This is a genomic window from Hyalangium versicolor, from assembly GCF_020103695.1.
In the GTDB taxonomy this organism is placed as follows: domain Bacteria; phylum Myxococcota; class Myxococcia; order Myxococcales; family Myxococcaceae; genus Hyalangium; species Hyalangium versicolor.
Genome location: NZ_JAHXBF010000010.1, coordinates 75,203 through 101,924, shown reverse-complemented (window position 1 = coordinate 101,924; position 26,722 = coordinate 75,203). Strand labels below are relative to the sequence as shown.

Below are 26,722 nucleotides of genomic sequence, written 5' to 3'. Positions count from 1 at the left end.
GGCTTCTGATGAGAACAGATGGGAGCTGGGCCCTGCCGCGCTCGGGGCGCGGCGCAGGGGCGTTGGCGTTGGTGGTGGGGTTGCTGGCCAGCGGCTGCGCCACGCTGCCGACGCCGCCCGGCTCGGAGGTCTTCTACCAGCAGCGGGCGCACCGCCGGGAGTTGGCGCTGCGCTGGGGCGCACCTGCTTCGGCGCTGCTGAGCCCTGCGCGGCAGGTCGAGCCCGATGAAGTCGAGCCCCCGTGTGGATCCCAGCCCGAGGGTTGGCCGCAACACGCCGACGGTGACGAGGAGTTGCTGGCACCCCTGTTGGGGTGCCCGTCGGTGGGCGCGTACCTGGCGTTGCAGCGTGGCGTGGGCATGGCGCGGGTGGTGGAGCGTCTGGGGGATTGGAGCGCCGTGCGGCTGGGAGCGCTGGGGCCGCTGGTGGATGCGCAGGCCTCTCGGGCCCTCGTCGCCCGGCGCGCTTCCTTCCTGCTCCAGGCCACGCGGGACTTCGGTGCTTATGCCGAGGTGTTCGCCCTCTTCATTGTCCACACCAGCTTCGATGACGAGTTGGAGGAGCTGCTGCGGCTGTTGGCGAAGGACAAGGAGCTGAGCCAGACGCTGGGGCCCATGGAGGCGGTGCTCCAGGAACTGGAGCACCGCGGCCTGAAGCTCGCAGCCTTCCCGGAGCGCGCAGAGCAACGTTCGGACGTGTTGCGCGGGCTGGGCAAAGCCGCCGCGGATGCACTCAACAGCAGTGCCGTGAGCCAGGGTGCGCGCTACGCGAACATGGCCGCTCAGCTCCAGCAGATGCCCCCGGCCTACCAGCAGGCCGCCTGGGCACTGGAGCGAGCGCTGTCGGCAGAGCACTTCTCCCCCTCCAACACGGCGCTGGGCGCCTTCGATCATCTCACCTTCGGTGTGCCGTTGGGCTTCTACCAACTGGGAGTAGGCACCGCGCACGGGCTGGGCGAGCTGGTACAGGGGAAGTACGAGCAGGCCACGAGGGAGCTGGCCCCTGCAGCGCTGCTGGTGGGGCTGTACGTGCAAGGCAAGGCCGCCCGCTTCCTGGCGGGGGATGGCGCTGGAGCACGGCTGTCGCTGCCGGAGCTGAGGCTGGAGGCGTTGCGGAAGGTGGCGTGGCAGTTGACGGAGCGTCTGGGGGTGGAGGGGGTGGGAGAGCTGGCGCGCTACATGCGCGCGCGCCGGGAAGCAGCAGTGCTGGTGGGTGCTGGAGGGGAGAGGGCGGCCGTGGCGCTGTGGGAGGCCCGTGGCAACGTGGCGCGGGCGCAGGCGTGGCTGGCCGAGGCTCCCTCCGAGCGCCCGGGGGCTGCCGAGCCGAAGTTAGCCAATGGGACGCTGGGCGGTATTGCCGCGCTGGTGGACGAGGCCGCCGGCCTGAGCGCGGAGGTGCTGAAAGCCAAGCTGCGGTTGGCCGAGCTGGAAGCACAGGGTCCACGCCTGCCGGGGGACGTGGCGCTGCTGAAGAAGCTGCACGCCACACTCTCCACGCCACCGCCCGGAGTGCCGGAGGGCTATGCGCTGTGGGAGGAGTACCGGGCCTACCGCCAGGCACGGCTCACGGAGTTGGAGCAGGGCCAGGCCGCGCAAGGCCCGCTGCGATGGGAAGCCTACGAGCAGATGCGTGGGGCGTTCGCCCGGGGTCTGGCCTTCGAGCGCACCATGGAGGAGGTGCTGCATGCGGATGCTCGCCTCCCACGAGCGCAGCGCCAATGGCTCCAGGAGTTCTACAAGCCACGCATCGAGACCCACGTGGGCCTCTCCAAGCCGGGCGTGCCCGGCCTCCGCTACGCGGACGTGCTCGTCATCGAGGAGATGCCCCCCGAGGGCCAAGCTCCACGCGTGGAGACCTTCAGCTTCAAGAGCCGCTACCTCGCGCTGTTGAAGGGAGAGGTGCTGAGCGCGCAAATAACAACGGATGCCCAAGCGGCCATGGACTTCTACGGGGGGACGGTGGACATTCGGCGGCCTTCGCTCAAGCAGCCTGCAGCGGTGCAGCGCGTCCGCTTGGTCTACGAGGGGGGGATACTCTTGCCCAATGCTCCCGGCAGGTTGGGCAAGGCTGTGAAGGAAGCGAAGACGAACGTCCCCGGAGTGGAGGTGCTGTTTCAATGAAGTTTCTGACGGGGAAGGACCTGGATGCGGAGGACTCACTGGCGTTCTACTGGGACGGGACCTTCGATACCCAGTTAGACGTCGAGCGTGCGCTGACGCCTTTCCTCGAGGCGCTCGAGGAACACGCTGGGGAGTGGATGCCGGACTTCGTCGCAGCCAAGCGCCGTCGCAAGTACGGCCGCACCGCCGTCTGGAGGACTCTCGAGGAGCGCCAGCGGCCATCCGGTACGAGCTGTGGTCTCTATCACACCAAGTATCCCTTCATGTCGTCGTCCGTCAGCCTTGCGTTCCTCCCATCTCCTCGCCAGTTGAGTGTCAGCATCCATGTACAGCCGCTCACCTTCTTCGGCGAAGAGGAGCGCTGCCGCAGGTTCGTGGAGCTGGTGCGTGCTTGGTCCTGCCACTACCCCGTGCCCTATGCGCATGCCCACAGCGAGGCGGATGGGCAACTCGGAGGCACTCCGTATTACGGGCGCGATCAGCAGACCACGCTGCGCGACGGGTTCGATCAGATCTACGACGTGTGCTGGTTGAACGTGTTCGGGCCTGCGTTGGTGGAGAAAGTGGGGCGAGAGCGCATGCTGTCCACCCCGGCCCACCGGGTGGAGGAACTGTCCAACGGTTCGGTGCTGCTGGTGCTCTGGCCCACGGCCGCCGACTTCACCCGCGAAGAGGCCCGCAAGGCTCAAGCCCGCGCCCTGGTACATCTGCGCCCGGAACTGGACTACGACACGGTGCTGGGCTCGCTGTACGAGCGCAACGCCGCCCTCGTCCCCGTCGAGCCACGCTTCCCTCCGGAGGTGGCCCCCTTCTTCTCGCGAGTGGTGGAGGAGGCGGGCGTGGCCATGCGCCAGAGGCAGGTGGCCGAGCTCAACGCCCACCCGCCCCCCGAGCCGGAGGAGTGGCTGCCAGAGCACGCCGCCCTGCCTTCGGACGTGCCGGACGTGAAGGCCGCGCTGGAGCATTACTCGCTGCTGGCTGAGTACATGGTGGCCATGCGGCACGTGGAGGTGCCCTCGCTCTTCAAACTCAGTCCCGAGTCGCTCACCGATCTGGACTTCCACCTGTGGTGGGAGGACTTCCCTCGCATCTTCGAGCGCCAGCTCATCGACCAGAGGGCAGTGCCCAGCGTGGGAGCGTACCTGGGGCAGGTGCTGGTGAAGCACCTGGGTGGGCAGTGGATTCCGCGCAAGAAGTTGGAGGAGGCCCAGGTGCGCGTGGGCTCCCGGGTGTGGTTACCCTTCGTGCGCGCCTTCAAGTGCCTGCGCTCGCGACAGGCGTTGCTGGACTTCTCGCTCACCCAGCTCTACCGCGTGGCCGAGCGCCACCAGCGCTGAGTGTTGAGCTTCCCAGGCTCATGGGTGATTGAGCGCACTACCTGGGCAGTTGTGTTAGCGTGAGCCTCCCTTGCAGGGAGGCCCGCCAATGAGTGAACCCGCCGTCAGGCCCGCTGTGGCGAAGGAGCGCCGGAGGCGGCGTCACAGCTCGGTGTCGCAGATAGGGCCGGGCACGAAGGTGGGGCCCTATGTGGTGGAGCGGCGGCTGGGGGCAGGGGGCTTCGGCACCGTGTTCCTGGCCCGACAAGGTGATCAACTGCACGCACTGAAGTTCCTATCGCTGAAGGACCACTCGGGGTGGGCCGAGCGAGAGGTGGTGGTGCTCAGTCGCGTGGGCCAGGGACATGTGGCGCAACTGCGAGGCTTCTGGCGGTGGCCTGAGGCGCAGCCGCGTTACCTGGTGGTGGTGATGGAGTACGTGGCGGGAAGGCGTCTGGACACGTGGGTGGATGAGGAGAACCCCTCGGCGCGCCGGGTGCTGCAACTGCTGAGGGACTTGAGCCAGGGGCTGGGGGCGGTGCACGCGGCCGGAGTGGTGCACCGGGATGTGAAGGAGGCCAACGTCCTGGTGAGAGAGGAGGACGGGGCGGCGGTGTTGGTGGACTTCGGCGTGAGTGGCTGCGAGGAGGCGGCCCCGGTGACGCGAGGGGTGATGCCGCCGGGTACGTGGGAGTACCGCAGCCCCGAGGCCTGGCGCTTCGCGCGGGAACATGGCTTCAAGCGGGGAGCGCGTTACCGGCCCAGGCCGCCGGATGACGTGTACGCGGTGGGAGTGGTGCTCTACTGGCTGTTGACGGACGACGTGCCTTTTCCGGTGGAGAACCTTGGGGATGTGGATGCGGTGCTCAACCAGGAGCCTGTGGCGCCGCACGAGCGCAACCCTCGGGTGCCGCGAGAGCTGAGCGAGCTGTGCCTGCGGTTGTTGGTGAAGCAGCCCGAAGCCAGGCCGGACGCGGCGGGGTTGGAGAAGGGAGTGGACGGCTTGCTCGCGCGGCAAGGCCCGGAGTGGGAAGAGCCGCTGTGCGAGCCTCACGGGGAACCCCTCCTGCCCTCGGACGGAGCTGAGGACGTGGACGAGGAGGAGAAATGGGCCCGGGGGCCTTCCAAGCCCCGGCGTGGCAAGCGCCCGGTCCTCCCGGTGGCGCCAGAGCCGAGCAGTATGGCCGTGCCGAAGCCACTCCCCGCCTCGGACAGTGTTCCCGTCGCTCCCGTTGCCGTACCCATTCCGGAGCCAGCCGCCGCTCCGGAGCAGCCAGTGGCCTTCGCTCAGCCACCGGCTTGCCAGGTCTCGTCACGTCGTCGTTGTGTAACGGGGGCGGCCGCGGTGGGGCTGCTCCTCTCGTTGGGAGGGCTCTCCGCGTGGTTCGCTTTACAGGGACACAGGGCGGCCTCGGAGCCCTCCACCCAAAGCGCTACGGCCGAGGCCTCCGCAGCCCCGATTCTCCTGCTCGGGTGGGATGGAAACCTGCCTACCTGGGAGAGCGAAGGGAAAGTAGCGCCCCCTCTGAAACCACCGGAAGCTGAGCGAGCGGCTCCTCTCGAAAGCGAGGGGGCTTCTACCGCGCCCGTGGCCACTGACGGCAAGGCGCAACAGCGTGAGGCTTCCGTGAAGACTGAGCAGCAGAAGCAACCCAAGCGCCTGGGGGCCGCGAAGAAGGCGGCCCTGCTCATCATCTGCACCACCCCCGCCTGCACTGGACCTGTCGCGGAAGTGCGCCCACCGCCGGTGACGGCCGAGCCGTGCCCGCCGGGCTCGCTGCAAGCCATGGAGCAACTGGGCATTCGCATCGGCAAGCGGGCGGATGGGGAGTTCTCCTGGCACCAGGGAAATGTGAGGCCCGTGCCCATCAAGGAGGGGTGGACGACGCTGCGCATGGGCGAAGACCTCGGGCAGCTCGAGGCGCCGTATCAGCTCTCGGGGAGGATCCTCCTCTCGGAGAAGCGGGCGTATGGGCACTGGGTGCAGGCCACCAAGGATGGCAAGACGTACCCTGTCTGCCTGGAGTCGAACCAGCCACGGACGGATGAGGGCGAAGTCGAGTCCACCGTCGGCGTGGAAGCGGTGCGCGAGTTCGAGTGAGGCCACGCGAGCTGGGTGAGCGCAGCGGGGCACTGAGGCGTGGTAGAGGCGACGTACCAGGACACGTTGCCGCCTGCCACCCTAGGAGGTCACCTCGCCGTGCTCGCCGCTCTGCCGCTTTTGTCCGCCGTGCTCGCCGCCACGCCCGGGGTGGAGGCTGCTCTCAATCCACCTGACTGTGAGGCCGCGCCCCAGCCCCTGGTGCTCTCCGCGGAGTCGAACGCACCGTTCGTGCTGTGCCTCAGCCCGGGTACCACTACCAACCTGCTCTTCGACACGCCGTTGGAGCCTGGAGCGGTGGAGGTGCATGCCCCGGAGCAGGAGGTGCAATGGGTGCAGGGCCGGCAGCTTGTGACACTCCTACCCACGGCTCTCCTGTTGCCGGGAGAGTGGCGTAAGCTGACTGTGCGGTTTGGGGATGGGGCGGCGCCGGCTCTGGCCACGGTGCTGCTCTACGCGCATCCGGCCCGAGCGGCGCGGCAGGTGGAGGTGCAACGGCGGGCGCGCACGGTGGAGTCCTACCAGCGCGAGGTGGTCGAGCGGCGGGAGCAGGTGCGCCAGTGCCAGCAGGAGAACGCCCAACTGCGCGCCTCCCAGAGCCAGCCCGAGGGGCTGCGGGGCCTGGTGAGCGCGGGGCTCATGGGTGGGGACCTGGGCGGGGTCGCCTCCGAAAATCTCTCCCTTCCCCCATGGCGCTACACCGTGCGCAAGGGCAGTGTGGTGGATGCCAAGCGGGTGTGGAGCTACCGCTCCAGTACTCGCGTTGCGGTGGAGCTGAAGCTGCAACTCCTCTCCGGCGAGCAGCCCTGGGTGGCCGAGGGCGCGACGCTGGTGGATGCGCACGGACGCGAGGTTCCGGTGCTCCCTCTCTGGCAGGCCGCACCCCTTGTGTTGGGGAAATTCCAGAGCGTGGTGGTGGAAGCCGAGGTCTCCAAGAAGGAGGCTCAAGGCATCTACACCCTCAAGCTATGGGATGCCGGGGGGGCGCGCAGTATCACGGTGGAGGGCGTGGTCTTCCCTCCAGCACTGGGTTCAGCGGATCACTGACTTCGCTACCAATCCGGGCGACATCCGAAGAGCGAGTCCGTCTCCTGCGGCCGGCACTGCGACCCTCGGGGCAGACGGCAGAGGCCCTGCGGGATTCGTGGGTTCGCGTTCCCGAAACACCGCATCATTTTTCTCCTCGCTGTCTCTCCCGGCAGGAGGGGGAAAACCACATTGGAATCCTGGATTGCCTGTCCGTCCTGCCAACTCAAGCACCGTCAGCGTCCCGAGGGAACCTGCCCGCGCTGCGGCAGCCCCGTCGATACGGCTCCGGCCACCCTGGCCGCACCGATGCAAGCCACCGAGGACTTTTCGAGCGCCCATTCCACCCGCAGTGAGGGAACCGCCGAGGTGGCCGAAGAGCCTGCCCCGAAGCCCGAGGCACAGAACCCCGCGCTGCGCCTCGCGGGTTGTGTCCTCATCCTGAACGCACTGCTCGTCGCGGCAGAGAAGGTCATCGTCCCCCAGGCTGGAGGGAGCGGGTTCCTCTCAGGCCCTACGATGCTGCCCTCCATCGTCATCGACGCGGCCCTGGGCATCTCCCTGCTGAGCGGAAGCACTCGGTACCAGACGCTCGCCATCGTGCGGTGCGTACTGGGGTTGATTCTCTTCTCGGCGCTCCATTTGGCCGAGGGCGAGGTGCTGGCCATGGGCTTTCAGTTCGCCTTCTCCTGTGGGCTCTTGATGCTGATGGTCGGCACACCCTCGCTGCTGCGTCGAGGTGTGGCGCTCTCGGGAGTGGGCCTGTGCGTGCTCTTCGAAGTGGCCGGCCTCTACGCGTTGGGCACGGGAGGGGATCTGCTCGGCCTCCAGGGGCTGGCGATCTCCGCGAACACCGACGACATCGCCGATGGCACGCTTCAGGGGCAGAAGTTCCACTTCCAGATGGAGAGACCGGGCGAATCCTGGCGTCTGCGCAAGGACGCGGATGCGCGGCGGGACAACCCCCTGGCGGACCGCTGGCTGATCGACACCCGCTCCGGTGCGCACATCATCATCATCGGTGAGAAGCTCCCCGCCAACGCGCAGGTGAGCATGGACCGCTTCGCGGACCTCGTCACGGGCAACCTCCGCAAGGCCGTGAAGAACTTTCACGCGGACTCGCCCACCTGCAGCACCTTCATGAACCTGCCCGCATGCGACATCCAAGCGACCGGCAGGGTCCAGGGCGTGGAGGTCGACTACCAGATCCGGCTGCTGTCCGCGCCCGATACCATCTACCAGATCATCGCGCTGGGGCCCTCGAAGTCCTTCTCGGAAGGACGGCCGGACGTGGTGGCGGCGATTGACTCCTTCCGGGTCTGGTGATGCGTCCGCCCCAGCCGTGACTCCTATGAAAAAGGGCCCAGGTGTTGTCACCCGGGCCCTCAGTAACTTCCGTTGTTTTCAGCCTTCGCTACGGCGTCCCTGTTGACGGAACGCCGTGGCGGTCACCGGGTGCGTCAGGGAGGAGTCGCGGACTCTCCATCGATCTCGAGGATGGTGAAGACGACGCGCCGGTTGTTCTCGCGGCCCTGGTCGGTCTTGTTCGTGTCCACCGGCTGCGTCTCTCCGTAGCCCACGGCCTCCAGGCGCTCCGGAGCGATGCCCGCCTGCTCCACCAGGAACTTGCGCACGTTGTTCGCGCGGCGCTGCGACAGGTCCATGTTGAAGTCATTCTCTCCGCGGTCGTCCGTATGGCCTTCGACGCGGACCTTGGTGATCTGCGAGTTGCCCCGGAGCACCTGTCCCACCTGCTGAAGCAGCGGGAAGGAGCGCGCCAGCACCACGTCCTTGTTCGTCGCGAAGTACACCTTCTCGAGGATCACGATCTTCCGGCCCTGGACCTCGACCTGCGGCTTGCCCTTGTCCGGGCACCCGTCCGCGTCGTCCACGCCGTTGATGGTCTCGGGCTCGGTCGGGCACTGGTCGTGCGCGTCGTCCACGCCGTCCCGGTCGTTGTCGGGGTCGGGGCAGCCATCCTGGTCCTGGAAGCCGTCCTTGTCCTCCGGCTGCATCGGGCACTTGTCCGCCGTGTCGACGATGCCGTCCTGATCGTTGTCCAGGTCAGGGCAGCCGTCCGTGTCCTGGAAGCCATCCTTGTCCTCCGCCTCCAGCGGGCATTTGTCCAATGTGTCGGGGATGCCGTCCTGGTCGTTGTCGGGCTCGGGGCAACCGTCGTCATCCTGGAAGCCGTCCTTGTCCTCCGCCACCAGCGGGCACTTGTCCAACGTATCGGGGATGCCGTCCTGGTCGTTGTCCAGGTCGGGGCAGCCATCGTCATCCTGGAAGCCGTCCTTGTCCTCCGGGTCATCCGGGCAATCGTCATCGAAGTCGACCAGGCCATCGCCGTCCGAGTCCTTCACGCGGGAGCGAGGCTCCTGCTCCACGGTCCACACAAGGCCGGTGAACACCCGGAACACAGGCATGCCGTAGCCGAGCGTCATGCCGCGGCCCAGTCCCACCGTGCCCAGCACCTCCTTGCTGAAGCGGTACTGGATGGCGGCCTGTAATTCGAGGGGGATCTCCTCCTGGTCCGTTCCACCCGTGGCGCCCAGTCCCAGGGCACCCGCCAGCGAGGCGAGGGCCGTGACCGGCTGGCCCTGGACCTGAAACGGAATGGCGGCGCCGAACCCGTACGTCAGCTCGTTACCCACCGAGAGATTGAGCAGCTCCTGCCGGCTGCGCACGTTCACACCCACGTTGGCGAGCAACCGGGTGCCTCCCTCGAAGGTGTAGTCCGCCGCGACGCGAGGCTGCACTCCCACGCCCTTCTGGCCGTGCAGATCCTTGCTCCCACCCGTAGGGAGCACCACCGGCGCGACGAGCGCCAGGCGAACGCTGTCGCGGTCGAGCAGCAGCGCCTTCGGAACGAGCCGCAGGTCACCCAGGCCGCCCTTCCACGTCTGCTCCCCGGTGCTCGTGATGCTCTCGTTGAACTCGCCGTGCTGCAGGTTGAGCGGGAGGGCTGCACCCAGCTCGAAGCGCTTGCCCAGGCCCACGGCGCCCATCAGATCAAACCCCAGCTGGTTCTTCACCAGGTGCTGGAGCAGATCGTCGTTGTCCGAGTTGACGACCACCAGCGGGTCATGCGCGTAGTTGAGGAACAGGCCCGCGCGCCAGCTCAGGTGTCCCGGCACTCCCGGGCCGTGCAGGCCGAGCACGTCCGCCTTGCCCGGGGCGGGCTTGAACTGCTGGACGTCGATGGCCGTCGAACTCTGCGCCTGCGCGGGAGAGGACGCCGCCAGCACCGCCACGGCTCCCAATCCAAACAGGGCGCTGATGCCCCGAGTGGAGGAAGCGCGGGCGCTCCGGCGGCCCAGGAGGGTGAGGCTCACAAGGGCGAGCAGCATCCAGAAAGCGCTCGGCAGACTCTCGTCCGAGGCGCTGCAGCCTCTGCCCACCACCCGCCGGTGGAGCTCTCCCACCGTGATGGTCACCGTGGCGGTCGCGGTGCCCCCATTCCCGTCGCTGATGGTGTAGGTGAAGGTCTCGGGCCCCGCGAAGCCCGGAACCGGCACGTATTCGACGCGGGCGCCCCCGTCGACGATGGTCACCGTTCCGCCCTGGTTACCCTGCGTCACCTCGATGACGACGAGGGTCTCGTCCGCGTCCGGCTCGAACGAGTCGTTGTCCAGCACGTTCACATCGGTCCGCTTCGTGCCGCCGGGGATGCTGAGCGTGTCATCCACGGCCGTGGGCGGATCGTTCACCGGGGTGATGATGATCGTCAGCGTGTCCGTGTCCGTCTTGGGGCCGTCCGGGCCCGTGTTGCCCTGGTCGTTCGTGACGATGGTGAGGTAGGCCTCGCCGAAGTAGTTGGCGTCCGGCGTGAACGTCATCGTCGCGATCGCCGCGTTGATGTCGGTCATGTTGCCGGTGAAGGTCATCGTCGTGTCCGACGCCCCGTCGCCCACGGTGAACGTCAACCCCGAGGTACCGCCCAGCGTGAGGGTGCCATGGGTGATGGTGAGCGTCACCTGGAGGGTGCCGTCTCCCGCGTCCGTGTCGTAGATGGAGATCGAATTGCCGTTGGCTGGCGAGAGGACCAGCGGGGTGTCCTCGGGCGTGGTCTGCGTGCCCGGCAGGTTGTTCGTCGGCGGATCATTGGTGGCGTTGACCTGCGTGGTCGCCGAGTCCGTGTTGTCCTCCGGGCTCGAGTCCGTCTGCGCCTCGATGTAGACGCTGGCGTTGAGCGTCCCGGTCTCGATGGTGGGGATGACCACGATGGAGACGGGAACGCCTCCGTTGGGGGCCTGGTTGGGATAGGTGCAGATGACCTGGGTCGCCGTGTTGGAGCAGCTCCAGCCCGGCCCGGTGGCATTGGAGAACGTCGTTCCCGAGGGGATGTCGAACGTCACCTTGATCAGACCGGAGTAGTTGGGACCACCGTTGTACGGCCTGGCGCTGTAGGTCAGCGGTTTGTCCTCCTCCGCGGGATCCGGTGAGTCGGTGAGCATGATCGACATCTGCGACTCCGCCTGGATCGTGTTGGTGTCCGTGGCGGTGTTGTTGCCGGGGGTGTTGTCGGTGCACGTCGTCGGCGCCGAGACGGTGGCCGTCACCTCCGGGTTCCCGACGGTGGCCATCTCGCTCAGAGTCACGTTGTAGTTGAAGGTGACAGTGCCGCCGGGCGGGACGGTGATGGTGGAGGAGATAGGCCCCGTGCCGCTGGCTGCCGCGCAGGACGCGCCTCCCGACGCCGTGCACGTCCACGAGGCACCAGAGGCATCCGGGGGCATCGTCACGGAGATGGGAGCGTCTGTCGCGATCCCCGGGCCGGCATTGGTGACGATCACGGTGTATGGGCTGGTCACCCCAGGAATGGAGACGTCCAAGTCGTCGGTGACGGTGACGCTCAGATCGACGGGGGTGCAAGCCAGCCACGGCTGAGGGGTCGCCGGTGCCTCGAACACCTGGCCCGAGGCCCCAGCAGTCGCGCCGCCAGAGCCACCATGGGCCGACACGGAGACGTCCGCCAGGTCGCTGCTGAGGACCACCACGGTACCGCCACTGCCGCCGCCGCTCGGCGCGTTGTCGTGCGCGGGCGTCGTGTCCTTGGCGTTTCCTCCATTGGCGAGAATGGCGCCGCTGCCGTTCACGCGGGTGGAGGTGAGGTAGACGATGCCGCCGCTGCCGCCATCCGCGCCCGCGCGGAAGCCCTGGCCGCTGACGTCGATCGTCCCTGCCAGCGAAGTGAGCTCGTTCACGTGGAGCACCACGACGCCGCCGCTCTGGCCGTCCCAGGACTTCGCCACCACCGAGCCGCCGCTGTTGACGGTGAGGTTGTTGAGACGCGGGACGCGCACCACCTGCGTCCGCCCTTCCACCGTGTAGCTGTTCCGCAGCCCGCTGCACGCCAGATGGACGACGTTGCCCTCCACGCGCGACACGATCGCGAACTCGTGAAGGTCCGCGCTGTTGAGGTGGGGGATGGCGCCGGAGTTCGGGCTGTCCGAGGTGTCGGTGGACGCGCCCTGCATCTGGATGAAGAAGACGAGATCACCGGCGGCCAGCACACCGAAGTTCGGATCGTTCAGATCCGCGGAGGCCGCGACCTGGACGCTGGTGGCGCCCGCCTGGGCATCCGTGGCGAGCACCGCATACCGGTTGAGGACCGTATTGGGCTCGGTGACCGTGAAGTCGCCATCCGTTCCGGCCAGGGACTGGGTCTGGTTCTTGGGCGGCAGCGTGACGTCGGTCTGCTCACAAGCCGTGCCGATCACACAGCAGAGGGCGAGCAGCGCCGCACGGAGGCTTCGAGAAGCGGGGGAGCCCGTGGGCTCGATACGTGCGGAGAGGTTGGTGTGCATAGACGACTCCTGTGTCTGGCGCAGGCCAGGCGCGGAGGCTGTCTATTCTCTTTGCAACTCCATGGCCAGTCCCCCCAAGGCCACCGGACAAATCGTCTCCAGCCCGCTCTGCTCGCGGGGCCGGAGGCCCTGGCTTCAGTGCGAGCCCGCGTCCTTGCCGGAGGCCGCGTTGAGCGCGGCGAGCCGGGGCACGCTCTCCCGGATGGGCGGGCGGATGGTCGAGTCCGCCGCAGGCACCACGGCTTCCCTGCGGTGCACCAGCTCCGAGACGCGGAGCGGGACGCTCGTGCCGGGCAGCTCGCGCGCGCCGAGCGGCGTGCACTCGAAGCCCGAGTCCAATTGCTGGCTGAGTTCTTCGCGGATGAGAATTTGATCTCGTTCCGCGAGAGAGGCCAACCACGCCGCCCGGTTCACCACGTCTCCCAGCACCGTGTAGTCCAGCCGGCCCAGCGTCCTGGCGCCGATGCTGCCCGAGACCAACGCTCCCGAGTCCACGCCGATGCAGACGCCATGGGAGTAGGGCGAGCCCTCTCCGGCCCGGAAGGCCATGGCGCGCAGTTGCTGCCGCGCCGAGAGGCAGGCGTCGAGCGCCCGTCCCATGTGCCCCTGGCCCCGGAAGACGGCCATCACCGCGTCTCCCACGAACTTGTCCACCACTCCGCCTCGGGAGACGAGCTCGGGGACGATGACCTCGAAGTTCGCGTTCAGCCGCTGGATCGCCTGCTCCGGCTGATCTCCTCGGGTCAATTCGGTGAAGTCCTTCACGTCGATGAAGACGACCGTGCTCTCCACCTTCTCGCCGGCCACGCTCAGCGGCGTGCGCACCGCCGAGAGGACCCGCTCCACGACGCCGCCGTTCACGAACATCCGCAGCAGATCGTTCTCCTCGGTGGAGCGCAGCATCCGGCGCAGCTCCCGGACGTGCTTGATCGTCTTCTCCAGCGTGCTCCGGAGATCATCGAAGTTGATGGGCTTGACCAGGAAGTCGAAGGCGCCCCGGTTCATCGCCGTGCGCAGGTTGCCCATGTCGCCGTAGGCCGAGACGATGATGACCTTGACCAGCGGGTTGACCTCGCCCACGCGGCCCAGGAAGGTGAGCCCGTCCATCTTCGGCATCTTCAGGTCCGAGAGGATGGCCTCCACATCCGGGTGCTGGCGCAGCTTCTCCAGCGCCTCCTCGCCGTTGGAGGCGAAGACGAACTCGTAGATGTTCTCCTCGATCTCCTTGCGCAGCAGCAGCTGCATCACCAGCGCCATGTCCGGCTCGTCATCGACGACGAGCACCTTCGCGGCGCGGGTGGGCCGACCGGTCTCCACCAGCGCGGTGAAGGCGGCGGCCAGCTCCCGGGCCGAGGAGAAGCGCTGCGAGAGCTCCGGAGCCAGGGCCCGGGCGAAGAACTCATCCAACTGGGTGCCCAGCTCGGGGACCATGCGCGAGGGCGGCGTGGGGAGCACGGTCGCGGTGCCCAGCCGCAGCGTCTCGAGCGCCTGCGGAGAGAAGGGGAAGTCCCCCGTCAGCAGCCGGTACAGCACGACGGCCAGCGCCCAGACATCCGCGCGGTGATCCAGATCGGTCTGTCCCCGCATCTGCTCGGGGCTCATGTAACGGGGCGTGCCCGCCACTTCACTCTCGGTGTTGGCGGCGTTCTCGGTGGCGTCCATCAGCGCCAGTCCGAAGTCGAGAACCTTGACCACCTCCTCGCCGTCGAGGCGGGCCAGGAAGATGTTGCCCAGCTTGAGATCGCGGTGGATGACCCCCGCGAGGTGTGCCGCCGTCAGGGCTCGGGCCACCTGGTTGAGCAGCGGGACCACCGCCTCGGGGGACAGCTTCAGGCGCCGCTCGAGCAGGGCCGCGAGATCCTCGCCCTCCAGCAGCTCCATGACGATGTACGGAACGTCCCCCTCGTCGATGCCGTAGTCGTAGATCTGTACGACATGCGGGTTCTGCAGCCGGGCAATGGCCTTGGCCTCCAGCGCGAAGCGCTGCCGCGACTCGGGGGAGGTGAGGTGGTGGGAGGCCATCAGCTTGATGGCCACATGCCTCTGGAGCTGGGTGTCCAGTGCGAGCCAGATGGCGCCCATGCCGCCGCCCGCAATGCTCCGCTTCAGGAGGTATCTGCCGCTGATGAGGCGTTCAGTCATGCTCCATATCCATCGGGGCTACGCATCTCTGGGCCGAGAGCGGGTAGCGCCTGTTCGCCTTCCAATGTAGGTGAACAATATTCAGCATAACTCGATGTGCCCCCTTGCGTCACCGCCCGTAAGCCTCTCGCAGGAGCCCTGCATGAACATCCTTTCCTTTGACGGGGGAATCTCCATCGTGCTCGCCCTGCGCTTGCTGCGGCGTGTCGAGTTGCTGCGCCCCGGTTTTCTCTCACGAGTGGAGTTTTTCTCAGGCATTTCCGATGGAGCGGTGGCGGCGCTCCTGCTCGCGGCTCGGCGCGGCACTCCGGCCCAGAATCTCCGCGCGCTGGATGACTGCATCGACGTGTTCCATGAGATCGGCGCCATCCTCCGGCCTGGCCCGCGCCGGCTGTGGCAGTACGCGCGGGGACGGGGCTCGCGCTCCATCGCCGAGGCCTTCGAGCAACTGTTCGAGCGATACCTCGGCGCCCAGGCCCACCTGGGGGAGCTGGATCAGCAGGGCCGCAAGTTCGCTGTGCTGGCCTATGAGAAGTCCACGTGGCGCAGGCGCGTGTTCCGCAGCTTCGACTTCGAGTCCGAGGCAGAGCGGCGCCGCACGCTCGTCGACGTGGCGCTCGCGTGCACGGCGGCCATTCCCATCCTGCCCCCGCACCGGAGTCCGCTGGATGGGCTCGAGTACGTGGATGGGGCGTACGTGACGAACAACCCCGCGCTCGTGGCCGTGCAGGAGGCCTGCGCGCACCTGGAGCGCCACGGCACGGCGGCGGGCGATCCGCTGGGCCAGTTGAAGCTGCTGTCCCTGGGGACGACGGTGCGCTCCGCTGATCCGACGGCTCCCGGCAGGGGACGGCTCTCGGGACTGCCGCGCTGGATGGATCGGCTCGACCGCTCCGGGTGGAGCATGCTGCTCGGACGCGCGCTGTACCTGCCGGATGCCCTGTTCCAGGGCTCGGTGGACACGGTGGATCTGCAGTGCGCCGAGCTGCTCGGCGCGCGCTACCACCGGGTCCGGTGCATCATCCCCGAGGTGGAGTGGCTCGCGGGGCTCATCCTGGCCCCGGAGCGCATGAGGAGCCTCCTGGACGAGGAGGCGGAGAAGCGATTCGCGACGGTCCTCCCGGGGCTCGACTGGATCGACGCGAACGTGAACGTGAACGAACCCCACAGCCGAGCCTGAGGCTCCGGCGTTGGACATGTGTTGTCAGCGTTTGTTTGTATACAAGTCGACACATGGCCACACCGAGGCGCTCACGCGAAGGAGCTGGTTTGACGACGAACCCGGTGGACACACAGGTCAGCCCCAGGCTGAAGCTGGAGCTGCTGATCACCTCAACGGATCTCGATGAGAACCTGAGCGAGGACATCGCGAGCCGCTTCGAAATCCGGCGGTACGCTCCCGGAGAGGAGCTTCACGCGGGCTCGGGCTCCGGCGTGTTTCGCGTGGTGCTCTGGGGCCGCGTCCAGGCGAGCTCCTCGGTCGACGGGAGACAGCGGCAATACGGTCCGCTGTCGCTGCTGGGCGGGGATGCGGTGGTGGCCGCCATCCAAGGGCGTTCGGCCGCGTCGAGCCCGGAGGTGAGGGTGTTCGCCCAGGAGCGGACCACGGTGCTCGAGCTGGACTCGCGGCACTTCCAGGAGCTCTTTACGGTGGAGGGCCTGCCGAATGCGCTCTTCACGTCGCTGGCGCGGGCGGTCCGTCTCCAGGAGCTGGCACCCGTCATCGTGGAGACGCTCGCGGCGCTTCCGGAGCTGGCCTCCATCCCCGCGCGGCTGTTGCAGCGGTTGCTCGACGAGGCCGAGATCATCGAGGGCCAGCCTCCGCTGGAGCTGCTGGAGCAGGGGCGTCCCTCTTCGTCGGTGTACGTGGCGCTGGAGGGTTCGTTCGACTTCCGGCGCTCGGGGACGCACCGGATGCGGCAGGACGCGCCGGCAGTCGTAGGCATGGCGGAGCTGGTCCGCGGCCATCCCATGGAGTTCAGCGTGTCGTCGTCGGGCGCGGCACGGATGATCCGGTTGAAGGCCGAGACCTTCTGGACGCTCTTCCAGCAGGACCCGGACTTCCGCTCCGCGATCGCGCGCAACACCAACGAGGAGATCGACCCGAACCACGCGAAGAGCGTCACCGCTGGCAGTGGTGTGTTCGTCCTGTATGCGGATCCCTCCCTGCCCGCCGAGTACCGGGAGACGCGAGTGCTTCGGGGGCTGGCGGATCTGCTGGCCGAGCGGCTGGCGTTGAAGCTCTGCGATCGGGTGCTGGTGCTCCATCTCATGCCGCCGGGCTCTCCCGAGGCTTCCCGGCGCTGGTTCGTGAAGCCGCAGCCCATCGGGCTGGGCAATGCGCAGCGTGAGGAGGGCGAGGAGGAGCCCACCTGGATCGAGCATCAGGAGATCGTCCTCTCGAGCAACAAGGAGGACGTGGGCCATCGCATCCAGCAGCTGCTCGCGAGCCGCGAGGCGGAGCAGCACGCGGACGTCACGCTCGTGGATCTCTCCTCCATCGATGAGCCCGAGGAGGGAGAGGTGGATCTCCTCGAGATGTTGCGCACGTCGAAGGATCTGCGCTTCAAGCTGGTGCACCTGCTGACGCGGCCGGATGTGGAGCCTCCGCTCGAACTGCTGGCGTCGAGGGTTGGCGTGGTGCGGACGGCGCTGCTCCTCCAGCAGGAGCCTGTCGACGCGCTCGTGAAACAGGGTGATGGCATCAGCGCGCCCTTGGCGCTCGCTCGGGTGAAGCATGCGTTGGACGGGCTCAAGACGGCCGCGCGCGAGAGGCTCGGGGGAGTGCTGGATGCGCTCAAACCCGTGGAGTCCACGGCCAGTTGGCCGGCGGGTACTGTTCGTGTCCGGCTCGGGAAGCCCCTGGTCGATGCGTTGAAGAAGCGAGGCTCGCTTCAAGAGCCCTTGTCCTTCGAGGCGCTCTCGCTCGGCGGGCCGGATCAGGAGCCGGCCATGGCGAGCATCGATCGGTGGGCTCGGGGCATCACCGGCCGGCGCATCGGATTGGCGCTCGGGGGCGGAGGCATGTACGGCTCGGAGCACCTGCCGCTCATCCGGGGGCTGCTCGCGCAGGGGCTGCCCATCGATGTGATCGCGGGCTCCAGTGTGGGCTCCACCGTGGGTGCCTACTTCGCGACGCGGGATGAGGCGGGGCTGGAGCTCTTCACGAAGCGGATCAACCCCATCCTGCTCTTGATGGGCACCTACTTCTTCACGAGCGCTGTCTTCGAGTGGCTGCTGCTCTACGATCTGGGGTTCATCAAGCTGGACGAGACGGAGATCGTCTTCATCCCCGTGGTCACCGACGCGGACCTGGGTGTCGAGTGGGATGTGCGAAACGGCACGTACGCCCGAGGTGTTCGCGCGAGCGGCTCCCTGCCTCCCATGGGGCCGACGATCATCGGAGGCAGCCGCTACATCGATGGTGGCGTGGTGGCCAACGTCCCCACCAACGTGGTGCGGCAGGAGGGCGTGGGGTTGGTGATCGCCTCGAACTGCATCCCCAACGTTCGTCGCAGGCTGCCGCGAAAGCCGGGCCGGATGCCCCTGGCCCGCTTCTTCCTCGAGAGCAACCCGCTGCTCCGGGCGGAGGATCTGCTCCGCATGGTGCCCATGTTCTTCCGAGGACTCGGAGAAACCCAGGCTCAGAGCGCGGATGTCATGTACCGGGCCTTTGCCCAGGAGCGGAAGCCAGGGAAGCTGCTCCAGGGAGCAGAGGACGGTGTGGCACAGGCCGCGGAGGTGCTCCCGTTGCAGCAGGCCATCGCGGAGGCGCAGAGCGCGTTCCGGAAGCTGCTCCGGCATCCGCCGGCCGCGGTCCACCTTGGCAAGGATGAGAAGACGCTCGTCTACTACGGCTGGATCGGTTTCGAGGGCGCGGCGGAGCTCACCCCGCGTTCCTCGGCCGCGCTGGACGAGATCGCGAAGTTCCTGCGAGCGCACCTGGAGCTGAAGGCCATCACCGTCCGGGTCACCGCTCGCACGGAGGCACTGGGCCAGCAGCGCGTCCGCACGCTGTGCGAGTACCTTCGGAGGCGAGGTGTCACGGCGACGGAGTTGCGAGAGGAGAGCGCTGTCGGTGAGGAGTCCATCTCGTTCGAGGTCAGCCCCGAGATCCGCTCTCCCGAGGAGCGCAACGAGCTGGAGGTGCAGCTCGAGCAGGAGCGCCTCTTGCGCCAACGGGCGGAGACGCGCGCCCTTTCGCGGACGCTGACCCTGGCCGCGTCGGTCCAGTGCTCCCGGGGCGATCTGGAACTCGGCCGGTTGCTGGCGATCGAGGCTGCGGAGCTGGACCCAGGCCCCGAAGCGGATCGGGTGCTGCGGATGGCCATGGCGCGTCGCGGGTGGTGCACCGCCGAGTGGAGCGCGGGGCCCCTGGATGTGACGCACCTCGAGTACAGCCCGGATGGGCAGTACGTCGCCACCGGGACCGAAGACGGCATCGTGCGGATCTGGGACGCGGGCCATTCACAGCCCGAGCCTCTGCAGCAGATCGAGCATCTCGGCGGTTCGGATCCCGGCATCCGGGGCCTGGCCTGGTCTCCCAACGGTCATCTGCTCGCGACCGCCGGGCGCGACCGGAAGATGCGGCTCCATCGGCGAGCGGATGGGGCGAAGGGCTGGCGGCAGATCGCCGTCTTCGAGGTAGGCAGCTGGGATCCGTTCGGCGTTCAGTTCTCCCCTCGCTCGGAGCGGCTGCTCGGGATCGGTTCGGATGAGAAGAAGCTCGCTGTGTGGAACGCCCTGCCGGATGGCTCATGGGCTCCGGCTGGCACCCTCGCGCACTCGGCGCCAGTGCGGTGCGCGGCCTGGAGTCCGGATGGCAGCCGGGTGATCTCTGGGGCCGTGGATGGTTCGGTCAGCCTTTGGGAGGGTGTGGGCCGGGGCGAGGTGCCGCGCAAGGTGCTCGCCTCGGAGCTGGGCGCGGTATCGCAGGTTGCCTGGCACCGAGGCGGTGACCGGATCGCCGTGGCGAGCGAGCAGGGCGCGCGCGTCTTCACCCGCGCCGGACTGTCTTGCTACGCGTGTGATGGGCACCGCGGCCCGGTGATCGATCTGGCGTGGTCCCCCGATGGCCGCTGGCTCCTGACGACGGGCGAGGACGGCTCGGTGCGCATCTGGGAGGCGAACACGGGCCGCTTCGTGATGATCCTGCGCATGACGGGCAGCCTGATCGCCGGAGCCCGGTGGCATCCCGACAGCAAGCGCGTCGCTACGTGGGACCAGGATGCCCGCTGCATCGTCTGGCAGGCCCTGACGGGCGAGCTAGAGATGAGCCTCTACGGTCACCTCTCCGTGATCACCCGGGCGGCCTGGCGGCCAGGACAGGACTCCGTTCTCCTGACGGGCTCGGTGAACGGCACCTTGCGGGAGTGGCACACCACGGCCAGTGCGCAGGTGACCTTCACGGAGCACGAGCAGCCAGTGAGTGTCATCGCTTGCCACCCGAGCAACACGGAGCAGGTCCTGACGGCCAGCGACGATGGCTCCGTCTGCGTGTGGAATCCGAATACGGGGCAGCGGGTGAGCCAGTTGCTGCCCAAGGCCAAGGGACAGGCCTGGGCCGCATGGAGCCCGGATGGACGGTGGGTCGCTGCCATCCGGTACGGAGAGGCGCAGCCCGTGCTCTTCCGGACCCAGGACTGGAAGCCCCGGGAGGGGCCTGCGTTCCAGGGCTCCCGGAACCATGACACCCCGAGCCCGATCGTCGGCGTCCAGGTGGTGTTCAGCCCGGACAGCCGGTTCCTGGCCGTGAAGTACACCCGGGGCGTCGCGGTCTGGGAGGTCGAGTCGGGCCGATGGCTCGGTGAGTACCGGGCCGCGCATGACTTCCACTCCATCGCGTGGGATCCGCGCATCGCGGCGGGTGATCCGAAGCGGGTTCGCCTCGCGGTGTCCCGCTGGGAGCCCAACGGCGCGGCGGTGCATGATGCCAAGACCCTCCAGCCGTTGGTCCCGCTGACGCATCCTGGAGATCCCCGTGAGCGCGATGGCGTCTGGGCGCTTGCCTATGATCCCCAGGGGCAGTTCCTCGTCACGGCGTGCAACAACGGCTGGGCCTCGCTGTTCGATGCGCAGAGCGGCGGGCCCGTGAGGAAGAGCGACGAGTCGCCGCTCATGCTTCAGCACCTGGGGGCCGTCACTGCGGCGGCCTGGTGCCCGGACGGGCCATGGCTCGCGACGGGAGACACGCAAGGCGTGCGCATCTGGAGCGTCCAGACTGTGAATGGCAGCCTCCAGATCGAGTCCGCCAGCGAGGCGGATTCACGCAGGACCAGGGTCTGTGTGCTCGCCTGGGAGCCCCGGGGGCGGTACCTGGCTTCGGGCGGCGCCGACGGCCAGGTGCTCATCTGGGAGCGGATCCCTCGGGCCGGGAAGAAGGAGGACGGCTCTGGGACCGAGACCTGGAGCTGGTCCGTGACGCGGAGACTGGAGGGGCAGATTGGTGAGGTCCGTGCGCTGTCGATCAGCCCGGATGGCAGGTACGTGGTCGCGGCGGGAGCGAGTCAGGTGCTGGTGCACCCCATCGAGACCAGCGAGCTGCAGCGGCGTGTGGCCGAGATCCCCGGGCGCAAGGAGCTGACCCCGCAGGAGTGGGCGGACCACATGTCGGAGGCCGGACTGTGGCGGCCGACCTGGCCCAGGCCCCAGCAGGACTGAGGCGTTGGCCAGGAGCCGAGGCGCCGGGGCTCAGGTCGCGAGGGCTCCCGTGCGCCGCGCGCGCCGGGGCAGGGTGATGCGGAACTCCGTGTAACGGCCCTCCTCGGATTCGACCTCCAGCTTCCCTCCGTGGCCCTGGACGACGATCTCGTGGCTGATGGAGAGGCCGAGCCCGGTGCCCTGGCCCGCGGGCTTGGTGGTGAAGAACGGATTGAAGATCTTGTCCAGGATCGAGGCCGGAATGCCCGTGCCGTTGTCGTGCACGCGGATCTCCACCCGGTCCCCGAGATCCTTCGTGACCACCTGAACGGTGGGAATGAAGTTGGCCCCCTGCTTCTTGCGGCGCTCGTCCACCGCGTAGCAGGCGTTGTTCACCAGGTTGAGGATGACGCGGCCCAGCTCCTGGGGCATGACCTCGACGGGCTGGAGCTCGGGGTCGAAGCGCGTCTCGATCTCCGCGTGGAAGGAGAGCTGCTGCGCCCGGAGCCCGCTGTAGGCCAGGTGGACGTATTCCTTGATCAGGTCGTTGAGCGGCACCAGGGCGTGCTCGGAGGTATTGCTGGTGCGCGACAGGTCGAGCATCGAGCGCACGATGGCGTCCACGCGCTTCCCGTGCTCGTCGATCTTCTGCACGCTCTGCCGGAGGTGGCCGATGATGCGGTCGAGTTCGTCCGCCTTCTTCGGCTCCAGCCGCGGCCGCTGGGAGGTGGACAGGGTGCGCAGCTCGTCCGTCAGCTGCAGGCTGAAGAGCGAGAAGCTGCTGATGAAGTTGAGGGGGTTGCGGATCTCGTGGGCCACGCCCGAGGTCAGCACGCCCAGCGAGGCGAGCTTCTCCTTCATCACCAGTTGGGCCTGTGTCTGCTTGAGCTGTTGGAGCGTCTGGGCCAGTTCGTCGTTGCTCGCGCGCAGCTCGCGGGTCCGTTCTCGGACGCGCTGGTCCAGGGTGTCGTAGAGGCGCGCGTTCTCCAGGGAGACGGCGGCCTGGGCGGATAGCAGCTCCAGGACCTTGCAGCGCTCGGGGGTAAAGGCATCCGCGACCAGCTGGTTCTCCAGGTACAGCGTGCCCACCAGCTGCTTCTGCTTCAGCACTGGCATGCAGAGCACCGACCGGGGGCGTTGGCTTGCGAGGTACGTGTCTCCCTGGAATGCACTGCGCGACGTGGATTCGCTCAGGACGAGCCGCTCTCGTGTCCGCTCCACGTATCGCAGGATTGTCTCCGGAGCGTGCTCCATCGCCCGAGCGGTGGAGTCGTGCACCTGTACCTCTGTGCGTGCACCCTCCTGCTGGCGGGCCTCGACGGCCAGCGGGGGCTCGCCCTTGAGCAGGAGCAGGCCGCGCTGGGCACCCGCGTTCTCCAGGATGGTGCCCATCAGCTTCTGGAGCAGCTCGGAGAGGACGATCTCTCCCGAGATGGCCTGCGTGGCCTTGAGCACGGCGGCGAGATCCAGCCCCTCGAGGCTCGTGCCGGCATCGCTCCCCGTGGCCGCGGAGGAGCGCAGCAGCTTCGGGTATTGCCGCTCGAGTGCGGCCACCTTGGCGCGGGCGCCCCAGCGGCCGTAGCCCATGCGCGCCTCTTCCAGATAGCCGCGCGCCGAGCGCTGCCGACCGATGCCAAGAAGGAAGCGCGCCGCCAGCTCGTTGGCCAGCGCCTCCTCATGGATGATGCCGTGCTTCGCCGCCGCGGTGATGGCCTCGTCGTACAGCGCCATGGCCTCCAGCTCACGACCGGCCAGCCGGGCCCGCTCGGCCGCCAGGAGTCGGTGCTTCTGGAGGAAGTTCTCCGGGCACAGCGTGCTGAGGTTCCGCAGCGACTCCTCGTTGGCTTCGAGCGTCTGTTCGATCCGTGCCCGCTCCTCCGCGTCCGCCGAGGCGTGCTGCGCCGCGAGCACCAGCCCCTGGTACAGGGTGAACTCGGCCCGTGACACCCAGCCCTGGATCATGCCGATCTGGGACTCTGCCCGCGTCAGCGCCTCGCGCGGGTTCGGCAGATCCAGCAGGTACTCCAGGCGGAGCAGGAGGACGGCGAAGCCCGCGGAGACCGTCGGGTTCTGCAGGTTCTGCAGCAGGTAGGCCTCGTCCAGATACTGCGGGCTGCCCGAAGGAATGGCGCCATGCATGAGCCGGAGGACGGAGTGCATGGACGCGGCGACCTGGCAGATGGACTGATGGAACTGGCTGCCTCCGCGGCTGTAGAAGTCAACGTGCCACTGGAGCCGGGCGAGCTGCACGCTCAGGTCCTCGCCGCCGAGCTGTCCCGAGATGCCCAGCTGCATGGAGCACAGCCCGGCCCAGAAGAACATGCCGCTCTCCAGCGCGGCCTGGAAGCCCTGCTCGAGGATGCGCATGCTCGTCTCGAGGGGCTTGCACCACGAGTTCTGGAACGAGGCGAACAGGAAGCGGATCATCGGCCGTTCGCCCAGCGGGTCGTAGCGCTCGCCCAGCTTCATGGCCAGCTGGCCGAACTCGAAGGCTCGCTCGTAGCTGCCGCCCGAGGCCAACGCGATGGCGTAGAGCGCGTATGCGGTACCGGAGCCGGGGCCGTGGCCGTGCGCGATGGCCCGGTTCACCGTCATCATCGAGAGGATCTGGAAGAGGTCCGGGTAGACGTAGGCCGCGTAGCTCAGTGCTCGGGAGATGAGCAGGATGCGGGCCCGCTCCCGGGAGTTCGTCGTCTGCGGCAGCTCCGCGAGGCTGGCGATGGAGCGGTGGGCGAGGTTCTCCTCCAGCAGCTTGCGCTCCTGGGCGATCGCGGCGGAGCTGGCCTCGGGGCCCTCGGGCAGCTCGATGCCCAGCTCTCGCAGGGCCGCTCGCGCGGGCTGGATGGCCTGGAGGTACTGGCCCCGGCTGACGAACATGTCCAGCATGAGGACGTAGATCTCCGTCTTCTCCTCGACGGAGCGGGCGTGGCGGAGGATGAGCTGGAACTCTCGCTCGGCGTCGTCATACCGCCCGAGCTGGTGGAGGCACTCCGAGCCGTGGCGGTGCAGCGGGAGGGCCAGCTCGTACTGGCGCTCCCAGCCGTCCTCGCGCAGCAGCGAGATGCCCACCTGCAGGTAGCGCAGCGCTTCCTTATATGCGGAGGATCTCTTGGCGCGCATGCCCGCCACGAGGTTCAGCCGCGCCAGCCGTTCGCGCTCCTCGGGGCTGTCGATCAGCTCGGTGGCCAGGTCGAGCTGGTGGACGATCTCGAAGATGCTCGCGTCGCGCTGCACCTCCGGGGTTCGCTCCAGCATCAGCCGGCCGATGCGCAGGTGGAGGCGCTTGCGCGCATCCTCCGAGATGAGGGAGTAGGCCGCCTCCTGGACCCGGTCGTGCAGGAACTCGTAGCGGACCAGCGAGGGCTCGATCGAGGCGGTCCCGGCCTCCTGGCCCAGGACGTACTTGTAGGAGTCCCCGACGGGGAGCAGCAGCCCGAGTTGCACGGCCTCCCAGAGCGCGGCCGCGGCCTCCCGGGGACTGCGCTCGTTGATGATGGAGATCACCTCGAGGTTGAACGTGCTGCCGATGCACGCGGCGCGCTTGAGGGCCTCCTGCGTGGCGGGTGGCAGCGCGGCGAGGCGCTCGGCCATGAGCACCGCCACGTTGTCGGTGATGCCCATGCTGCGGATGCGTTCCAGCTCCCAGCGCCAGCGTCCCTGCTCTGGATCGAAGGTGATGTAGCCGCGCTCGTGCAGCGTGGTGACGAACTGGTTCACGAAGAAGGGATTGCCCTGGGTCTTCTGGAAGACCAGCGCGGCCAGCTCCGCCACGGCGGGATCGCCTGGGCGGCCGACGGTGTCCTCTAGCAACTGCGTCACGCTGTCCTGCCCGAGCGGGCGCAGGGAGATCTCGGAGACGGGAGCGGACTGCCGGAGCTCGTTCAAGGTGGCGAGCAGCGGGTGTCCGGCGCGGACCTCGTTGTCCCGGTAGGCGCCGATGACGAGCAGGTGCCGGTAGCTGGGATCCGACAGGACGCGCTGGAGCAGGCCGAGCGAGGCCGCATCCGCCCATTGAAGATCGTCCAGGAAGAGGACGAGCGGGTGTTGGGGGACGGCGAAGGCTCCCACGAGCCGCTGGAAGACGAGGTTGAACCGGTTCTGCGACTCGAGGGCGCCCAGGGCGGGGACGGGTGGCTGCGGGCCGATGATGAGCTCGATCTGGGGCACGACGTCCGTGACGACGCGCCCGTTGGGACCGAGCGCCGCGAGCAGCTCCGCCTTCCAGGTGGCGATGCGCTGCTCATCCTCGGAGAGGATCTGCCGCACGAGGCCATCGAAGGCCTGGATCCACGCGGCATAGGGCGAGCTGAGGAACTGGTCGAACTTGCCGGAGCCGAAGTAGCCGCGGAGCCGCACCAGCGGCCGGTGGACCTCGTTGACCAGGGAGGACTTTCCGATGCCGGAGTAGCCCGTCACCAGGAGCAGCTCGGCCTGGTCTCCCTGGCTGACGCGCTGGAAGGCGGCGGCGAGCTGGGCTGCATCCGTCTCTCGGCCGTAGAGCTTCTGCGAGAGGTTGAAGGAGGCGGAGACATCCCGTTGCCCTGGACGGAGTCCCGGAGTGAGGGGCTCGGGGACTCCGAGCTGTTCACGGCAGAGCTTGAGGTCCGCCGACAGGCCGTAGGCACTCTGGTAGCGCTCCTCGGCGTTCTTGGCCAACAGCTTGAGCACGACGGCCGAGAGTGTCTGCGGCACCTCTTGCTGGAGCTGGTGGGGTGGGGATGGCTCGACGGCGAGGTGGCTGTAGACGAGCGAGGTGGGATCCGCGCTGGTGAACGGGGGCCGGCCCGTCAGCAGCTCGTACAGGGTGATGCCGAGCGAATAGAAGTCAGTGCGGTAGTCCACCGCCCGGTTCATGCGCCCGGTCTGCTCGGGAGAGATGTACGCCAGGTCTCCGTGAAGAATGGCGTGAGAGGTGAAGCTGGGGGCCTCGGAGCTCAAGCGAGACGCGAGATCGAAGTTCGCGATCCGTACCTCGCCCGTCTCCGGGTGGAGCAGGATGTTGGCGGGGGTGAGGTCCTTGTGGATGACGCGCCGCTGGTGCAGCTCGCCGAGGATGCGGGCCAGCCTCAGGGCAATGTCGAGCACCTGCCGCGGGGGGAGGGCTCCTGTCTTCAGGAGGCTGCGCAGCGGCAGGCCTCCGAAGTCCTCCATCACCAGGCACAGCTGGTTGCCGCTCCGGACGAGTTCGAGGGCCTTGACGATTCCAGGGAGGTCCAGGGTGGCGCTGAGCTCGTAGCCGTATCGCAGGCGGGCGAGTTCCTCGGGCGACGGGCTCTCCTCACGGGGGAGCCGGACCAGGAAGGAGCGATCTCCTCGCCACGCGCGCAGGAGGACGTGGGTGCGCTCCTCCAGGAGCGGCTGGAGGTTCGTGAAGCCTGGAATCGAGTACATGCTTGCACGGAAGTTAGCCCAGATCTTCTACGCGGGTCTGTGCGCTGTGGCTGCCATCTGGACTGCAAGCGCTGAGGGGCACTGGCCGTGCGGGCAGAGGAGCCCTGGGAGGCAGGGGGGGCAGGGGGCGCAGCACGCGTGGGCCTTGCGGTGTCGCCAACGTGGCGGGTGCAGGAG

10 protein-coding genes are annotated in these 26,722 nt (G+C 68.0%); 7 read left to right on the top strand and 3 right to left on the bottom strand.

Annotated features, from left to right (window positions below):
- The first annotated feature begins 8 nt into the window (after nt 1–8).
- The 5 genes from KY501_RS21490 (at nt 9) to KY501_RS21470 (ending at nt 7,889) form a co-directional block, all read left to right on the top strand.
- Entirely contained in the window at nt 9–2,120 is a 2,112-nt protein-coding gene (locus KY501_RS21490; protein ID WP_224365102.1) for a hypothetical protein, read from the top strand.
- A complete protein-coding gene (locus KY501_RS21485; protein WP_224365101.1) occupies nt 2,117–3,457 on the top strand; it encodes a hypothetical protein in 1,341 nt (446 codons plus the stop codon). Before KY501_RS21490 ends, KY501_RS21485 begins: the two co-directional genes overlap by 4 nt.
- Nucleotides 3,458–3,545: 88 nt before the next feature.
- On the top strand, nt 3,546–5,537 hold the full coding sequence (locus KY501_RS21480; protein WP_224365100.1) for a serine/threonine protein kinase: 1,992 nt from the start codon (nt 3,546–3,548) through the stop codon (nt 5,535–5,537).
- Nucleotides 5,538–5,636: 99 nt separating this feature from the next.
- On the top strand, nt 5,637–6,584 hold the full coding sequence (locus KY501_RS21475; RefSeq protein ID WP_224365099.1) for a DUF2381 family protein: 948 nt from the start codon (nt 5,637–5,639) through the stop codon (nt 6,582–6,584).
- Nucleotides 6,585–6,755: 171 nt separating this feature from the next.
- Complete coding sequence (locus tag KY501_RS21470; RefSeq protein WP_224365098.1) at nt 6,756–7,889, top strand: hypothetical protein; 1,134 nt, start codon at nt 6,756–6,758, stop codon at nt 7,887–7,889.
- Nucleotides 7,890–8,023: 134 nt separating this feature from the next.
- On the opposite strand, the gene KY501_RS21465 is transcribed toward KY501_RS21470, so the two are convergent.
- A complete protein-coding gene (locus KY501_RS21465; protein ID WP_224365097.1) occupies nt 8,024–12,373 on the bottom strand; it encodes an OmpA family protein in 4,350 nt (1,449 codons plus the stop codon).
- A gap of 135 nt (nt 12,374–12,508) precedes the next feature.
- Complete coding sequence (locus KY501_RS21460) at nt 12,509–14,515, bottom strand: protein kinase domain-containing protein (RefSeq protein WP_224365096.1); 2,007 nt, start codon at nt 14,513–14,515, stop codon at nt 12,509–12,511.
- Between the two features lie 142 nt (nt 14,516–14,657).
- On the opposite strand from KY501_RS21460, the gene KY501_RS21455 reads away from it, so the two are divergent.
- Both KY501_RS21455 and KY501_RS21450 read left to right on the top strand, forming a co-directional pair.
- On the top strand, nt 14,658–15,695 hold the full coding sequence (locus KY501_RS21455) for a patatin-like phospholipase family protein (protein ID WP_224365095.1): 1,038 nt from the start codon (nt 14,658–14,660) through the stop codon (nt 15,693–15,695).
- 89 nt (nt 15,696–15,784) lie between these two features.
- A complete protein-coding gene (locus KY501_RS21450) occupies nt 15,785–21,175 on the top strand; it encodes a WD40 domain-containing protein (RefSeq protein ID WP_224365094.1) in 5,391 nt (1,796 codons plus the stop codon).
- A 30-nt stretch (nt 21,176–21,205) separates the two neighbouring features.
- Here KY501_RS21450 and KY501_RS21445 read toward each other — a convergent pair whose 3' ends face one another.
- Entirely contained in the window at nt 21,206–26,545 is a 5,340-nt protein-coding gene (locus KY501_RS21445) for a trifunctional serine/threonine-protein kinase/ATP-binding protein/sensor histidine kinase (protein WP_224365093.1), read from the bottom strand.
- Between the last annotated feature and the right edge of the window lie 177 nt (nt 26,546–26,722).

Bases quoted from the DNA above. Each gene is read 5' to 3' on its own strand.
- KY501_RS21490 (WP_224365102.1), top strand. From the start codon at position 9: ATGAGAACAGATGGGAGCTGGGCCCTGCCGCGCTCGGGGCGCGGCGCA.
- KY501_RS21485 (WP_224365101.1), top strand. From the start codon at position 2,117: ATGAAGTTTCTGACGGGGAAGGACCTGGATGCGGAGGACTCACTGGCG.
- KY501_RS21480 (WP_224365100.1), top strand. From the start codon at position 3,546: ATGAGTGAACCCGCCGTCAGGCCCGCTGTGGCGAAGGAGCGCCGGAGG.
- KY501_RS21465 (WP_224365097.1), bottom strand. From the start codon at position 12,373: ATGCACACCAACCTCTCCGCACGTATCGAGCCCACGGGCTCCCCCGCT.
- KY501_RS21460 (WP_224365096.1), bottom strand. From the start codon at position 14,515: ATGACTGAACGCCTCATCAGCGGCAGATACCTCCTGAAGCGGAGCATT.
- KY501_RS21455 (WP_224365095.1), top strand. From the start codon at position 14,658: ATGAACATCCTTTCCTTTGACGGGGGAATCTCCATCGTGCTCGCCCTG.
- KY501_RS21445 (WP_224365093.1), bottom strand. From the start codon at position 26,545: ATGTACTCGATTCCAGGCTTCACGAACCTCCAGCCGCTCCTGGAGGAG.